Raw genomic sequence first — 16,406 nt, 5'->3', positions numbered from 1 at the left:
GTAACTTGAAGGTAAGGGGGAGGATGATAAAAATTCATGAAGATCGCACTGAAATAATTCATTAAATCGGTTATTGAGTTGGATTGGCGCAAAATAATTAAAAATGTCTTTAAAACATAGCGTTATCCATTGAATAACATCAGACCACTAAAATGGCCTGATGTAAAGGATGCTAATACCTATCTCAGGCATCAATAGTGATATCACCGGCAGGAATACACTGGCATGTCAAACATGCACCCTCATCAGAGGGTTCCACACCATTCAGATGCTGCACGTTCCCGGCAATCACCTTAGTTGAACAGCTTTCACATTGTCCAACACGACAACCACTAGGCATTTTAATCCCAAGTTTTTCTCCAAAATTCAGCAGAGTACCTTTATCCGTGGTCCAGGTCTCTTCTCTTCCTGATTTTGCAAAAATTACTTTATGACGTAATGAGGGATCATTATTTATTTTTGTCGGAGAACGAAATATCTCGTAGAAAATAGCAAATGCAGGTACACCTCTCTCCTGAAGCCCTCGGGATATCGCATCCATCATAGGCTGCGGACCACACATGTAATAACGAGCATTATTCTCAATAAGATATGCCTCGACATCTCCCGCACCAACATAACCAGCTCTATCATAATCCAATCCTGGAATATCACAGTCGAGGGGCTGGTTGTAGATATTAATTACTTTAAGCCTGTCAATAGACGCATTTAGCTCCGCAATTCTTTTCTTAAACGCATGTAGCCTACTATTTTGATTAGCATAGAAAAGCCAGATTTCCGGACCTTCCGCTTGGGGGTTAATAGACTCCAGATAGGAAATGAATGGAGTAATTCCAATACCGCCAGCAAATATTACGACAGGCTGGACGGCATTGAGCGGGACAATGAAATTCCCCCCAGGAGGCGTAAGTTCAACATCCTTGCCTATCTGCAAATGCGTGTTTATGTAGGATGACATTATTCCTTCTACATATTCACCTTTCTCATCAGTCGCTTTCTGATGACGGACAGAAATGGAATAGGTTTTACGGTCATGAACAAACGCAGGGCCTGTCAGCGAATACGCCCGGGTAACGATCTCTTCAGAATCGCTCATCGGACAACAGCTAACAGTGATATGCTGGCCCGGTTCATAATCAGGTAAGTAGCCTTCACTATTCGATTGGAAGGTAACTGTCGTAACATTATCTGCTTCTTTTTTCAGTTCAATGACTTTGAATGTTTTACGACCTTCCCAGGGGCGTCTTATCAGCTCAAAATCATTCAAGCGGCGAATGCGGCAGCGGAATGAACGCAAAGGTAAAGCACCGCTGACTGGATCATAGCTATCACCGCTGATTAAGCTATTGTAATTGCTACTGTACTCACCTTTAACCGGGTATGAAGGTTTGCCAAAATCAGGACAAGACTGCCACCACCCAAACTCAGCAATTACAGTTTCATGAGAGAGTTTGGCTTCCACTTTTGCTCTAAATCGAGCAAGACCTGCTCTCGTTTCAATTTCTACCCAATCCCCCGTCTTGATACCTTCTTCGTCAGCCAGAGCTGCCGAAATGTCTACCGTTGGATAAGGTGCTTTTTTTCGTAGGCTAGTCAGGCTTCGATGTTGGCTATGACAGAAGAATCCGCTTTTAACGGATGTCAGCATTAGTGGATAATCAGGATCGTTGCGCTGGTATTCTTGCGGCTGTACATACTCAGGTAAAGGATTGTAACCATAGCGATGAAGGATCTCAGAGTAAAACTCTGCACGTTTTGTTTCTGTATTGAAACCTGCCAGATATCCGCTATTTGGGTCTCTGAAAGCATATTTTCTGACTTTATGCTCAAGCGGGATATCGTAACCTTCTGGCTTATTTCTGAGCATCTCAACAGTCAAACCTAATGGTTCTAGTTGATAATTCCAGGCTGCCTCAATATTGCCGTCGAAGAACGCTTCATTCATTCCTAACCGGCATGCAAGATCGAAAACAATCTCAAGGTCGGAACGGCTTTCACCGCGCGGAGAGACCATTTTTTTTCTCAACTGAATGTGGTCCTGAGCAGCAGCACTACTTTCAAACCCGGTTCTTAGGCCTTCGCGCTCCCAGGCAGTGTTTACTGGCAGAAGGATATCAGCATACTTTGATGTAGGCGTTTCAAACAAATCTACATGGGCATAAAACTCAAGTGCCTCAAGCGCCTGTTGTCCGAGAGAAGTATCACTTTGTGAAAGTAATATGTTGGCACCAAAGCCAATTAACCCGCGAATTTTATAGGGTGTACCTTCTAATACTGAATGCCAGATATCCTGAGAATGAACCCAACCTTGTGAAGGCGGCCCGATAGGCCTTTCTTCAAGACCTAATGCTTTATCCCATTGTGATTTTGGCATCAGTGTCGGTGAATTAACCACATTCACCGGGTGGCTGGCATAGATTCGATTACATCCTTCCTGATCGAAACAACCGGTTAAAGCATACAGTGTCGCAATCGCACGTTCTGTTTGGGTGGCATTAGTGTGTTGTGCCACTCCAGACCAGCTGTGGTAGGCGATTTTCTTGGCCCCGGCAATCAAACTCGCAGCGGCTTCAATTGATGCAACAGATACCCCGGTGATACGGCTTACGTTTTCTGGGTCATAATTAGCCAACATATCTTTAAAAGATGAAAACGCCGTTTGGCAGGAAATTTTTGCACCATCAGCTATTGCAACTTCAACATTACCCTCAAGTGCAGCTGTAGGCGTCAGCGTTTCTTCAGTTCGAGTCTCGGAATCGATAAATGTGACTTGCTGGTTGTGTTCGTCCCAAACTGTATAGCGATTACTGATGGCAAGTGGGTTAATATCTTTTTCCCGAAGAAAATAACCATTATCATTTCGAACCAACAAAGGACCATTAGTCCAGTTTCGAACAAACTCATGATTAAACAGGTTTCTTTCTACCAGGAGATGGCTTAACCCCAAAGCTAATGCACCGTCAGTCCCAGGATTGACATCAAGCCAGGCATTTGCTTCTTTCGCTAAAGGTGTCGGGCGAGGATCCACGACGATCAGTTTTGCACCGTTATTTCGACCAGTACCAATCGCACTAGCCTGGGCAAGCCAAGTATTCGCGGGGTTATGCCCCCAAAGAAGGATAAGATCGGCATGGGAATAGTCAGCAACAGGGATGCCGCAGCCAAAGGTCCATCGATGTGCAACGTCTTTATGCCAGTTACATATTTCAGTTCCATAGCTGGTGTTTGGGCTGCCATAGATACGAACAAATCGCTCTAACCATTCAATTGCATCGCTGAGGGGGGTACCGCTTGGGCTCGTAAAACCGAAAGCGACAGATTCAGCTCCGTTCTCTCGTTTAAATTTTTCCAGTTGTCCGGCTATCGTTGACATAGCCTCTTCCCAACTTATACGTTTCCAGCCCGGGTTCTCGGCACCTTTAGGATGGGTTCTCTTCATCGGGTACAGAATTCTATTTGCGCTGTCCACCAGCTCAGGTGCCGCTTTGCCCTTCATACACATGGCCTTACCATTAGGATGTTCAGGGTTGGCCCGTACCTTGATCAGGTGGTCATTTGCTACTTCATTCAACGTCCCGCAACGCGAACGGCAAAGTGTGCAATATCCGGGAATAATATCTGACATTGTAAACCTCACTACTAAAAACAGTTAATATATTTTAAAAACCACATTGCTTTCTTTTCACCCAAGAATTACTAACCCAATTAATGTTAATATCATCTTGTTTTGTGGGCGTAATTTCAGTTGAAATTACTGTCATATATGGGTAGCGGCTAAGTAATTTCAGGGCCAGAATCTGATTCCTGCAAACCGTTAACATCTGCAAGATACAGTGCACGCAAAATAGGGCATTCAGGCTTATCATCCCCTGCACAGCAATCAGAAAGCGTTGTAAGTATTGATGCCATACGCTGAAATTCTTGAATTTTTACAGTCAACTCGCGGATGTGTGACTCGACTAATTTTTTCACATCAGCGCTTTGGCGCGAATGGTTACCCCAAAGACAGAGAAGTTCTCCTGTTTGCGCCAGAGAGAAACCTAACTCCCGACATCGGCGTATAAAATGCAATTTGTACACATCAATATCGCTGTACATCCGATACCCGGCTGCAGTTCTTGCAACTTCCGGTATTAATCCCGCCTCTTCGTAATAGCGGATCATTTTGGCGGAAACTCCGGATAACCGGGCAGCATCACCAATGTTCATCCTTACCTCCCAAAATGTATTCTGTTAATATCAGATCCAGTTTCAAATGACGTCGTTTCTGACACTCTTACCTTGCATACGTAGTGATACGGTTACCGTTTGGCTCATCAAGACTTAGTCGATATCCAGCCTAGACCTTCCCGTGGTGGTAAGGTCAAGAAAAAAATCATCAAGATAAGCTGTGTAAAAAACCAGATGTGACGAACATACTCATATCCCTTATGACCACATACTTAATGACTCAAAACACTCTTCTTTGGGTTTAGAAAGGATGGTTTCTCTAGTGGCATCATTTTTATATTCACCAACACTCACTAATTCCCATGATTCGACATCATTCAACAGTGCAAGCATCAACTTATTATTTAATGCATGCCCTGACTTATAAGCATGGTAGGCGCCAATAATATTATGGCCTGATACAAAGAGGTCTCCAATCGCATCCAGTGTTTTATGTCGCACAAGTTCGTTATTAAATCGCAGACCTTCCGGATTCAGAACGCTATATTCATCAAGCCCTATCGCATTGTTCAAACTTGCCCCTAACCCAAGACCTTTTTGTTGTAGAAGTTCTACATCACGAACAAATCCGAAAGTTCTGGCATCAGCAATCTCGCTAATATAGTTTTCTTTCGACACTTCAATATTTAATCTATTAGTCTCAGCAGAAATCAAGGGATGCTTAAAATCAATCATAAAATCGATCGAGAACTTTGAGTCTGGATGCAAAAGAGCCCATTTGTCGCCATCTTTTACGGAAACCGTTTTTTTTATCAGAAGATATTTTTTTAGCGCACACTGCTCTATCAAACCAGCGTGCATTATTGAGTCTATGAATCCTCTGGCACTCCCATCGAGAATGGGAAGTTCTGGAGCATCGAGCTCCACCAGGAGGTTATCAAGCCCCATGCTGGACACCGCAGAAAGGAAATGCTCGATTGTTGAAACTCGAACTCCCTGAGGGTTGATAATGCTTGTTGCCAGCATAGTGTCATGAATCTGATCGGCACGGAGCTGAATATCAACAACAGGAGTTACATCTGTTCTACGGAACCGTATGCCACTATCGGCACCAGCAGGCATGATTTTCATGTTAACGGTTTTACCGCTATGCAAGCCAATACCGTTTAATTCAACAATATTCTTGATAGTTTTTTGCTTGATCATGGAGACCTCTATTTGCTCTAGCGACTCGGCAGAACGTCCGCAACAAGGCTCCATTGATGATTCCCCCTATTGCTCTGTTCATCGTCCTCGCTACTCTCGACTTGGTTCCATTAAAAACCATGAAGTTGATATAGGGTCAAGCTTTTATACGATATACACATCAAGCATCTTGCATGAGTCGCACTGACTGACCCGGGTTAGTTACCATCATATTCTTTATGGTTGAGACCATACGGAAATCAGTGAATTAATAATATTTATTCATCCAAAACACAAATGGTTTTAAGAAAGCCTAATCCCCTTCATGTAAAATCATTCAAGATAGTCAAGTATGTTTTTTATATTGTCAATTAAGGCAACATGCAGGTCAGGGTCATCACATTCATCTGAATGGCAATAGGAAATATGTTGAAGTATAATTCTTTTTTTGAATTCTCTAACTGTACACTCCAACTCATACACCGACCGTACGATATCAATACAAGGTTCATCATCGATTAAAAAATCCTGCATTTTATTATAGTTATCAGCCAGCTCTTCTATCATAGAAATTAATACGGGGTCATTAACTAACATTGGCATATCTCTCCTCATCGTCTGAAAGTAAAGATGGACACAGCGCTGATAAATTCCAATCCCCTTGCTTGCGGTACCGACCGGGAGGAAGATGAAACTTGTTTTTAAAAGCTCTCGTGAAAGTTTGTTGCGAATTAAAACCATACTGAAGTGCAATGTCCAGGACTGTTCTGGAAGTCAATTTCAGATCAATCGCAGCACATGATAATCGACGAGCACGAACATATTCTCCCAGCGCAACACCGGTCGCCTGTTTAAACAAACGTTGAAAATGCCATCGTGAATAACCAGACTTATCAGCAATGAATTCTACTGGCAAGGTTGTATTCAATGAACTTTCAACCCATTTCAAAATATCTTTGACAACACTTTCAGAATATTTCCTGGTGTCCATCATCTCCCCCTCAAACCATATTCTATGAATATGTTCAAACCAGAATACGGTCTCTGAGTCTGTCGTCCATGAAGAACTCAGAGACCCAACTCTTTATTTTCGTAATAACCTCAGGCCATTTGCCACAACCAGAAGACTGGCACCAACATCAGCAAATACAGCCATCCACATAGTTCCCATTCCCATGAGCGTGAGTACAAGGAATACGGCTTTAATACCTAGAGCGAGGCTGATATTTTGCACGAGTAAGCTGTACGTTTGTCGGGATAATTTTACAAAGGCTGGGATTTTACGCAGGTCATCATCCATTAAGGCTACATCTGCAGTTTCAATCGCCGTATCAGTACCCATTGCGCCCATAGCAAAACCGATATCTGCTGCAGCCAGAGCCGGTGCATCATTGATACCATCACCAACCATCCCAGTGATTCCAATCCGTGAATGCTCTTCAACTGCACGATGTTTATCTTCTGGCAATTGATTCCCTCGAGCCTCATCGATTCCAACCTGAGATGCGATTGCTTTAGCTGTATGTGGGTTATCACCAGTCAGCATAATAGTTTTAACGCCAAGTTCATGAAGTTGTTCAATCGCTTCACGGCTGCTGTTTTTAACAGTATCAGCAACAGCGAACAACCCAAGCACTTGCTTACCATCATTGAGTAAAATAACTGTTTTACCTTGGCTTTCCAGCCTTTGTACTGTTGCTTTAATCTCTGATGGACAATTAAAGTGTTCTTCAGTCAAACGCAGGTTACCAAGGTAAAAATCCTTACCTGTAATCGCGCCATGCACACCTCGCCCAACAATCGCTTCAAAGCTGTCAACATCCTGCTTTTTCAAATCAGCAGAAGCATTCACAATTGCCAGTGAAACAGGGTGATCAGAGTAACTAGCGAGACTAGCTGCAGTAGTACGAACTTCACGCTCGCTCCACCCATTGAACACCATTACGTCGGTTTGTACTGGTTTCCCATGGGTAATAGTTCCTGTTTTATCCAGCGCAAGGGCTTTTAGCTTACGTCCCTGCTCAAGATAAACACCGCCTTTAATGAGAATCCCTTTGCGAGCAGCTGCAGTAAGTCCACTAACAATCGTTACTGGCGTAGAAATAACCAGGGCACATGGACACGCAATGACAAGCATAACTAAAGCTTTATAGATCCATTCCTGCCATGTTCCTGCCCCAAACAATGGTGGCAATACAGCAACCGCAACAGCAATACCCATAACGACTGGGGTATAAATCTGGGAAAAGCGGTCAACAAAACGTTGTGTAGCTGCTTTGGCGCCTTGCGCCTGCTCAACGGCATGAATGATGCGAGCAAGGGTTGTATTATTTGCAGCTGCAGTGACTTTATATTCAAAAGAGCCTGACTGATTTATTGTTCCAGCAAATACAGCATCGCCCGCAATTTTATCGACAGGCATACTTTCACCTGTAATTGGAGCCTGGTTAATGGTGGTTTGGCCTTTGACGATTTCTCCGTCGAGACCAATTCGTTCACCTGGTTTTACCCTGACAATACTGCCCAGTTGTACGCTACTGGCGTCAACTTCCTGCCATGTTCCATCAGCTTGTTGGACCATTGCAGTTTCAGGAGTCAGGTTCATCAGGGAACCTATTGCATTTCTGGCTCTATCAAGTGATTTGGCTTCTATCAGCTCGGCAATGGTGAATAACACCATAACCATCGCCGCTTCTGGCCACTGCCCAAGGACCAAAGCCCCAGTAACGGCAATACTCATTAGTGCATTGATATTCAAGTTGCCATTGCGAATCGAAATCCAACCTTTTTTGTAGGTTGTCAGACCGCAAGAAAGCACTGCTATCAAAGCCAACCCGGCTTCGAGCCAGTCAGGCATATCAGCCCAGTGCATCACTTCGGCTGCAAGAGCAGCTACGCCAGCAAGAGCTAATGGCCACCAGGGCTTTTTTTTCTCCTGGGTATTTTTCTTGCCGCTAGTATTATCAGAGACTTCTGGCGCGAATCCCAACGAGCGAATTGCAGCCATGATAGCTTCAAGCGAATCCGGTGTATGGGTTACAGTCAAAACACGCTGCATCAGGTTGAAATCAAGCTCTTTAACAGCGCTCATTCCACCCAGTTTCTTTTTGATAAGATTTTCTTCAACAGGACAATCCATCTGCATAATGCGAATTTCTGTCCGTAATCCACCAGCCACAACCTGCGAGCCCCCCAGGCTACTCAATTGTTCTGGAGCAGCGGAGCAACAATCCCCCCCATGGCCGTGATCGTGGCCTTCATGAGAATGCTCTTGCGCGGTATGAGCATGGTTACATCCCTTATGATTATGCTCATCATGCGAATGCCCTTCGCCGCCATGGCTATGGGCATCATGATTATGGCCTTCATGGTTATGACCTTCATGGTTATGACCTTCATGGGAATGATCATCACTGCATTTCTTGTGATTATGAGCCTGCTGATCATGTGCATGATCATTTGCTTTATGTGATTCACCAGTATTCTTAACCCGGAGTCCTGTCCCTAAATTGAACGTTTCACAGCAACTAGCCGCTTCGTCTCCTGCAGGGTTTTTGCTATTTTTTACACCACCACTCATTTTCATTGCCTCATCTGTTAACTATACTGACGATTAAAGACCCTAATCTAACTACAGGGTCAAGCGCATAAGGGGGGATGCATGAAAATTGGTGAATTGGCCCGTAAGGCGGGTTGTCCGGTGGAAACTATTCGGTACTATGAGAAAGAAGGATTACTTCAGGCTCCATTAAGAGATATTGAAAATAACTATCGCCGTTACAACAATACTCATCTGGAAAAGTTATTATTTATCCGACGCTGCCGCTCTCTTGATATGACCCATGAGGAAATACGTGCATTGCTACTGGCAATGAATAATCACGGTAAAGACTGTGGCCCCATTGATGCAATAATCAGTGCCCATCTCACTCATGTTCAGCATCGTATTAAAGAATTAATAGCCCTGGAAATACAACTCAAAGAACTTAATAACTATTGCAGCTCAGACCGGAGCGTGGACGAATGCGGGATAGTACAGAAATTGACTGCTGATGAAGAGAATGGTGATCTTCCTTTAACCGTACCAACTGACCACTTGGGGGGGGGGCATTAGTGGTGTGCGCTTATAAGTTGATTAGACTGATGGCGTAACACAAGCCCATACAGCTTTGTGTTACGCCATCTTGCCCTTAAAATAAGGGGTCAGGCTTTTTCCATTTCGTTACCACGAGAACGACGTTGCACTGCCCCTTCTCTCTTACCGGGATGGCTTTTAGCGTCAGCGGTCATTAATGTCTGGAGTATTGGGCATTCAACTCGCTCATCCCCAGCACAGCTTTTGATCAGAGCTCTGAGTGTATCTGCCATTCGTCGCATATTTTCCATACGTCGCTCTAAATCATCCATATGCTCTTGTGCCAGACGTTTAACATCGGCGCTCTGGCGAGATTTGTCATTCCATAACTTGAGCAAATCGGCTATCTCTTCAAGAGAAAAACCAAGATCGCGCGCACTGCGGATAAAAATCAGACGATGGACATCATTGGGTGCATAATCACGGTAGCCCGCTTCGGTACGGCCAGTAGCAGGAATCAGACCAATTTGCTCGTAATAGCGAATCATCTTTGCGGAGATTCCTGATTCGTTCGATGCTTTACCAATGTTCATAGCTCCCCTTTTCTTAGTGCTCAGAGTCTTCTGCCAGCGGAGGCTGGAACCGACGCAAACGAAGTGCGTTGCCCAGGACAAATACACTGGATAGCGCCATCGCGCCTGCAGCAAAGATTGGTGAAAGCAGCAATCCATAGGCAGGGTACAGCAGGCCTGCTGCTACAGGGATCAATGCGGCATTATAACCAAACGCCCAAAAAAGATTTTGCCTGATGTTACCTATGGTTGCCTTAGACAATCCAATAGCATTAGGCACACCCTGTAGGTTGCCGGACATTAAGACAACATCAGCAGATTCCACCGCTATATCGGTACCTGTACCAATTGCAAGCCCAATATCTGCCACGGCTAAAGCTGGGGCATCATTAATGCCATCACCAACATAAGCGACCTTACCGTAAGACTCCTTCAACCGACGAACTGCTTCAACTTTCCCTTCTGGCAACACTTCGGCAACCACTTCATCAATACCAAGCTGTCTCGCAATCGCATTTGCTGTATTGGCATTGTCACCGGTAATCATTGCGACTTTGAGCCCCAGTTGGTGCAATGCATTTATGGCAATCGGCGTACTTGATTTAATAGGGTCAGCGACTGCGATAATGGCAGCCAGACGTCCATCAATAGCAACATAGAGTGGCGATTTTCCTTCGTTTCCAAGGCGTATCGCAGTCTTTGAAAAATACTCGATATCCAAGCCTAACTCACGCATAAATCGATCGGCCCCGACCTCTACGCGCTCTCCGTCTACGGTAGCCCTGACGCCCATCCCAGTAATTGAATCAAACTCAGTCAACGCTGGCAGCGATATCTCTTTTCCTAGAGCAGCTTCAACGATAGCGCGGGCAATAGGATGTTCCGAACGTGATTCAACAGCGGCAACTTTTGCTAATACTAAGTCAAGCTCAAACCCTTCGGCCAACTCCAGGTCTGTCATTACTGGGCGCCCTTCAGTCAAAGTACCTGTTTTGTCTACAGCGACAACCCTGGCATCTTTAAGCAACTGCAGAGCTTCTCCCTTACGGAACAAGATCCCCATTTCTGCACCACGCCCAGTACCTACCATGATAGAGGTTGGGGTAGCCAATCCCATTGCACATGGGCAGGCAATGATCAATACAGCCACGGCATTAACCAGTGCGAAAGACAGGGCCGGTGATGGCCCAAATGTTAACCAGGCAAGGAAAGTTAACAACGCTGCCAGCATCACCACAGGAACAAACCATAATGTCACCTTATCGACCACGGCTTGTATAGGTAGTTTAGAGCCCTGGGCTTGCTCTACCATTCTGATTATTTGTGACAACATCGTCTGGCCACCAACGGCTGTTGCACGCAACCTCAATGCTCCTTTCTGGTTAACAGTCCCGCCAACCATTAAGCTTCCGGGAACTTTCTCTACGGGGATAGGCTCCCCCGTTATCATCGATTCATCGACAAAACTTGTTCCTTCACTCACCTCACCATCAACAGGTATCCGCTCACCTGGTCGAACTTCGATAATGTCATCAAGGGCTACATCACTAATGGGAATATCGATGACAATGCCGTTACGCAGCACATGCGCCTCTTTGGCCTGCAATCCAACCAAACGCTTGATAGCCTCAGACGTTCGACCTTTAGCCCGCGCCTCCATAAATCGTCCTAAAAGAATAAGAGCGACGATTACCGCAGCAGCTTCGTAATACACATTGACGGTACCTTGAGGCAAAAGACCTGGAGCAAAGGTCGCAACCATTGAATAACCGAACGCAGCGAGAGTCCCGACGGAGACGAGAGAGTTCATGTCTGGGCCAAGTCTTAATAACGCGGGAATACCTTTCAGGTAAAAGCGCCGCCCCGGAATAGCCAACACCAGCAATGTTAATACAAACTGGAGATACCAGCTTTCCTGGAGCCCAATGGTATCCATTATCCATTGATGCATTCCCGGTATCACATGCGACCCCATTTCCAGAATAAATACTGGTAACGCAAGTACGGTCGCCAGAACTAAATCTTTCTTCAACGCAACCTTTTCAGCATCTTTTTTTTCTGCGGCACTATCATTATTCTGGCTTTGGTTATCAACCAGGCTGGCTTCATAACCGATTTTTTCGATAGCAGTTATGAGGTCATCAGCTCCAGCGGTTCCACGTACAGTGGCTCTTTCAGTAGCTAAATTAACAGTGGCTTCTTTTACGCCTTTAACCGCTCGGAGCGACTTTTCGACACGCCCTACGCATGATGCACATGTCATGCCCTGAACTGATAACTCTACAGAAGCTTGAGGAACCTCATAACCAACCTTTTCAACTGCTTCAACCAACGCCATACGATTAACTAATGCATTTAGGCGGATATCTGCACGCTCTGTTGCAAGGTTAACGCTTACGCTTTGTACGCCTTCAACCTTAGCCAGAGCGGCTTCAACTCGTCCAACGCAGCTTGCACAAGTCATTCCCTCAATGGGCAAGCTGACTTGAGTTTCACCATCATTAGAATGCTGTTTTTTTTGAATGCTCATGATGTATTTCTCATCGTTATGGTCAGATAAAGAACAACCTTAAGGCTTACCATCGTGGGAAGGTCAAGCGCATTATTTTGAACATGCCGATGCCGTGGAAGGAATGGATATAAAAACCCTTTACATGAACACATATTCATATGTTATATTGAAGGCATCATGTATAACCAACCGCTTGAGGCCCTATGTCACAATCACATGATCACGAGCATGACCATACTCCAGCAGTAACCAGTGCAAACGAGCGTAAAGTCCTTATCTCCTTCCTCATGATATTCACATTTATGGTGGTCGAAGCTGTTGGAGGGATACTTTCTGGCTCATTAGCATTGCTGGCAGATGCAGGCCACATGCTTACAGATGCAGTAGCTTTGGCGCTGGCTTATGCGGCATTCCGTTTTGGCCGTCGAGCTGCTGATAGCAAACGAACCTTTGGATATTTGCGATTTGAAGTCATCGCGGGATTCTTTAATGCCCTGACACTCTTCGCTATTGTGGCGTGGATTGCATATGAGGCATGGGAAAGGTTACAAGCTCCACCAATTATACTGGCAGGCCCAATGCTGATCGTTGCCATTGCAGGATTGTTGGTCAACATATTGGTATTATGGATCATGACCCGTGGTGAGACCGATCATGTTAATGTCAAAGGTGCTATTTTACATGTGATGGGTGATCTATTGGGTTCTGTTGGCGCTATTGTCGCCGCTATTGTCATTTACTATACGGGCTGGACACCGATTGACCCAATACTTTCCGTTCTTGTCGCAGCACTGGTTTTACGTAGTGCCTGGAAATTATTAGCAAAATCGCTGCACATCCTGTTAGAAGGAGCGCCTGAAGATGCCTCCCCAGACAAGGTGGAACAGAGACTAATCAGTTCTGTTAAGGGCTTAGCAGCCGTAAGTCATATTCATGTCTGGCAAATAACCTCAGGTCGGACGATGGCAACACTGGAAGTAAGAGCCAAGGAAGATGTGGACGTAAAAGACGTTGTGAAGCTTGTAAAACAAGAACTTTATGAGCAGTTCAAAATAGAACATGCAACTGTGGGAATCGACTGGAATTACGATCAAAACGATAATACATGCAGCCTTTCACCGACAAAACTGCGTAACGAACACGAACACGAACACGAACACGAACACGAACACGAACACGAACACGGAAAAAAGCATAACCATTCTAGTCCAGGCCACAAACATTAATCAGGCCTCTGGTGATGCACTATCAATTTAGGAGGGAGAATCATAATGTCCAGCACATCAGATTGCGGCAACATACAAGACTGTTCCGCGACAGATCATGTCGCGGAGCCAGATCTATCAATGCTCTCGCAAAACGACATTGGGCAACTTTCCGAGATTTTCCATCTACTGGGGGACCAGTCAAGACTACGAATCCTGCTTTACTGTATGCGTGGTTCGGTCTCTGTAGGCGACATTGCTGAGTCGCTCCAGTTATCACAATCTCTGGTCAGTCATCATCTGAGGTTGTTACGAAGTGCAAGGCTTGTTCGCGGAGAGAGAAAGGGTAAGTACATATTTTATAGCATAATGGATCACCATGTAAGTCATGTTCTTCAGGACATGGTATTTCACATAGCTGAAGAATAACCCGAATAAATTTTGATAAGTAGAGCTTCTGTAATTCCAACTCACCTTAGTTTTTCATTACTTTGGTGAGTTGTTTCATCATTAATTTATTAAAACCTTAATAATAAACTTTTAACAATGAAACCGGCCCCCTTCCCTTGTATGCAATAAATACATTATGGTTCGCTACTACCAGATAAAGCGAAGTGAGCAGGCCACCTCCCGAAGGAAAAACCTTGCTTTGCAAGATTATTGATTAGCCACGGATAATCTAAATAGCTGCGCCGAATAGTAGATCACTTTGAGGGAACTCAGCCCGGATTGTGCGATCTGATCAATCGCCAAATCAAAAAAATCACCAACCGGACTGAGCAATGCCGATCATAGCACCCATTCCCCGCAGCGAACGACACCTGATGCAGAAAACCATCCATAAAACGTGCGTTAAAAATTATGCCCGCAGACTGACCGCCATGCTGATGTTGCACCGGGGAGACCGTGTCAGTGATGTCGCCAGAACACTCTGCTGCGCCCGTTCATCTGTAGGGCGATGGATTAACTGGTTTACCCAATCGGGTACTGAAGGTCTGAAATCATTACCCGTCGGGCGTTCCCGCCGCTGGCCCTTTGAGCATATCTGCACATTGTTACGTGAACTGATAAAACACTCTCCCGGTGATTTTGGTTATCAATGTTCACGCTGGAGTACGGAGTTACTGGCAATAAAAATCAACGAGATAACCGGATGCCGGCTACATGCCGGAACGGTGCGTCGTTGGTTGCCATCTGCCGGGCTGGTATGGCGGAGAGCTGCGCCGACACTGCGTATCCGTGACCCACACAAAGAAGAAAAAATGGTCGCTCTCCATGAGGCACTGGCGAAATGCAGTGCGGAAAACCCAGTGTTTTACGAAGATGAAGTGGATATTCATCTCAACCCGAAAATCGGAGCTGACTGGCAGTTACGCGGGCAGCAAAAACGCGTTGTCACACCGGGCCAGAATGAAAAGTACTATCTTGCCGGTGCGCTGCACAGCGGTACGGGAAAAGTCAGCTACGTGGGCGGTAACAGCAAAAGCTCAGCCTTATTTATCAGTCTGTTAAAGCATCTTAAAGCGACATACCGGCGGGCAAAAACGATTACGCTCATTGTCGATAACTACATCATCCACAAAAGCCGTGAAACGTTGCGCTGGCTGAAAGCAAACCCAAAGTTCAGGGTCATTTACCAGCCGGTTTACTCGCCGTGGGTCAATCATGTCGAACGGTTGTGGCAGGCACTTCATGAGACAATAACCCGAAATCACCAGTGCCGTTCAATGTGGCAACTGTTGAAAAAGGTCCATCACTTTATGAATACCGTCAGCCCATTCCCCGGGGGAAAACATGGGCTGGCTAATGTGTAGCGGTATTAGGATCAGTTATTTAGATAATGAATGTAAGTAGGAAAATAATGACCCATAATATAAAAAAGCGAGCTCCAATACAGGCAGCTCGCAAAAGTCACTCAAGGAAAAACAGAGGGACATACCTACTATGTAGATATGGTACTGCTGCGACATGCTACATTCTTTGATTACTGTGATAGCGTTAAATTTTCAATAAGGAGAAAATTTACAAATAGTTTGGTTCTATTTATATACGACAGCGGTAGCGTATGAATTATCTTGAACTCTAAGTGATGAAATTACGAAATGAGTTCCACCAATCATATCTGCTTTTTTAGATAGCGAATTAATAATCTCCGATTGGGTTGCACTACCGGTTTTAAAGAAATTAATCTCTCCGACACGAATTGCGTTTATCGGAGTTGGTTCGTTATAAGTAATTTCTGTCGCCGCGTAACTACTGAAAATGGGGAATAGCAATGCTAATACAAGTATACTTTTCATGAACACCTCTTTAACTAAATAGTGGGTATAATAATAACTCAAAATTTATAGAATGGATTAACTTAAAAAGACAATAGATAAACAAAAACAGACAAAGTTATAATATTAAAAGTGGTTGCGTCTAATGGTTTAGTTTTTTGATTTTTTTTGATTTTTTTTGATTTCTTTTGATTTATAGTATGTTGGAGGAACACCAAAAATGGATTTGAAAGTTCGGCAAAATGATGCTTGTGAACTGAAATTATAATCAATGACGACATCAATTATCCTATTGTGTTCATGTGACCTGCTCCCCGTTGATTAGTACACCCCGATGTTAGTAATGTCTTCATAAGCCACATGAGGACATCCCCATGAAGAAGCGTTTTTCCGACGAACAGATCATCA

13 protein-coding genes are annotated in these 16,406 nt (G+C 44.7%); 4 read left to right on the top strand and 9 right to left on the bottom strand.

What is annotated here, in order from left to right; all coding sequences use genetic code 11:
- Positions 1-184: 184 nt before the first annotated feature.
- The 6 genes from ACOTX3_RS12530 to ACOTX3_RS12505 form a co-directional block, all read right to left on the bottom strand.
- The gene (locus ACOTX3_RS12530; RefSeq protein ID WP_023336668.1) at positions 185-3,625 is read right to left on the bottom strand and encodes a molybdopterin-dependent oxidoreductase; all 3,441 of its coding nucleotides are present in this window, start codon (positions 3,623-3,625) and stop codon (positions 185-187) included.
- A gap of 149 nt (positions 3,626-3,774) precedes the next feature.
- Complete coding sequence (cueR, locus tag ACOTX3_RS12525; RefSeq protein WP_023336667.1) at positions 3,775-4,209, bottom strand: Cu(I)-responsive transcriptional regulator; 435 nt, start codon at positions 4,207-4,209, stop codon at positions 3,775-3,777.
- A gap of 219 nt (positions 4,210-4,428) precedes the next feature.
- Positions 4,429-5,376, bottom strand: coding sequence for a UDP-3-O-acyl-N-acetylglucosamine deacetylase (gene lpxC, locus ACOTX3_RS12520; RefSeq protein ID WP_023302364.1), 948 nt, complete (start codon positions 5,374-5,376; stop codon positions 4,429-4,431).
- A 312-nt stretch (positions 5,377-5,688) separates the two neighbouring features.
- A complete protein-coding gene (locus tag ACOTX3_RS12515; protein WP_224788372.1) occupies positions 5,689-5,958 on the bottom strand; it encodes a hypothetical protein in 270 nt (89 codons plus the stop codon).
- On the bottom strand, positions 5,942-6,346 hold the full coding sequence (locus ACOTX3_RS12510; RefSeq protein ID WP_071849720.1) for a helix-turn-helix domain-containing protein: 405 nt from the start codon (positions 6,344-6,346) through the stop codon (positions 5,942-5,944). Before ACOTX3_RS12510 ends, ACOTX3_RS12515 begins: the two co-directional genes overlap by 17 nt.
- 93 nt (positions 6,347-6,439) lie before the next feature.
- Positions 6,440-8,935: a heavy metal translocating P-type ATPase gene (locus tag ACOTX3_RS12505; RefSeq protein WP_023336665.1), complete on the bottom strand. Its 2,496-nt coding sequence runs from the start codon at positions 8,933-8,935 to the stop codon at positions 6,440-6,442.
- 81 nt (positions 8,936-9,016) lie between these two features.
- Here ACOTX3_RS12505 and ACOTX3_RS12500 point away from each other — a divergent pair, with 81 nt between their 5' ends.
- On the top strand, positions 9,017-9,469 hold the full coding sequence (locus ACOTX3_RS12500) for a Cd(II)/Pb(II)-responsive transcriptional regulator (protein WP_023336664.1): 453 nt from the start codon (positions 9,017-9,019) through the stop codon (positions 9,467-9,469).
- A gap of 89 nt (positions 9,470-9,558) precedes the next feature.
- Here ACOTX3_RS12500 and cueR (ACOTX3_RS12495) read toward each other — a convergent pair whose 3' ends face one another.
- Together cueR (ACOTX3_RS12495) and ACOTX3_RS12490 are read right to left on the bottom strand one after the other, a co-directional pair.
- A complete protein-coding gene (cueR, locus tag ACOTX3_RS12495) occupies positions 9,559-10,023 on the bottom strand; it encodes a Cu(I)-responsive transcriptional regulator (protein WP_016154433.1) in 465 nt (154 codons plus the stop codon).
- Positions 10,024-10,036: 13 nt separating this feature from the next.
- The gene (locus tag ACOTX3_RS12490; RefSeq protein ID WP_023336663.1) at positions 10,037-12,532 is read right to left on the bottom strand and encodes a heavy metal translocating P-type ATPase; all 2,496 of its coding nucleotides are present in this window, start codon (positions 12,530-12,532) and stop codon (positions 10,037-10,039) included.
- 185 nt (positions 12,533-12,717) lie between these two features.
- Here ACOTX3_RS12490 and ACOTX3_RS12485 point away from each other — a divergent pair, with 185 nt between their 5' ends.
- The 3 genes from ACOTX3_RS12485 to ACOTX3_RS12475 all read left to right on the top strand — a co-directional run bounded on the left by ACOTX3_RS12485 (position 12,718) and on the right by ACOTX3_RS12475 (position 15,533).
- On the top strand, positions 12,718-13,740 hold the full coding sequence (locus ACOTX3_RS12485; protein ID WP_063132274.1) for a cation diffusion facilitator family transporter: 1,023 nt from the start codon (positions 12,718-12,720) through the stop codon (positions 13,738-13,740).
- A gap of 45 nt (positions 13,741-13,785) precedes the next feature.
- The gene (locus ACOTX3_RS12480; protein ID WP_016154435.1) at positions 13,786-14,148 is read left to right on the top strand and encodes an ArsR/SmtB family transcription factor; all 363 of its coding nucleotides are present in this window, start codon (positions 13,786-13,788) and stop codon (positions 14,146-14,148) included.
- Positions 14,149-14,501: 353 nt separating this feature from the next.
- The gene (locus ACOTX3_RS12475) at positions 14,502-15,533 is read left to right on the top strand and encodes an IS630 family transposase (protein WP_023336661.1); all 1,032 of its coding nucleotides are present in this window, start codon (positions 14,502-14,504) and stop codon (positions 15,531-15,533) included.
- 225 nt (positions 15,534-15,758) lie between these two features.
- Here ACOTX3_RS12475 and ACOTX3_RS12470 read toward each other — a convergent pair whose 3' ends face one another.
- Positions 15,759-16,019, bottom strand: coding sequence for a DUF1471 domain-containing protein (locus ACOTX3_RS12470; protein WP_023336660.1), 261 nt, complete (start codon positions 16,017-16,019; stop codon positions 15,759-15,761).
- Positions 16,020-16,406: the final 387 nt, after the last annotated feature.

This window comes from Enterobacter cloacae complex sp. IR5384, from assembly GCF_049237265.1.
GTDB classification, from domain to species: domain Bacteria; phylum Pseudomonadota; class Gammaproteobacteria; order Enterobacterales; family Enterobacteriaceae; genus Enterobacter; species Enterobacter cloacae.
This window is presented reverse-complemented; position numbering and strand designations above follow the sequence as displayed.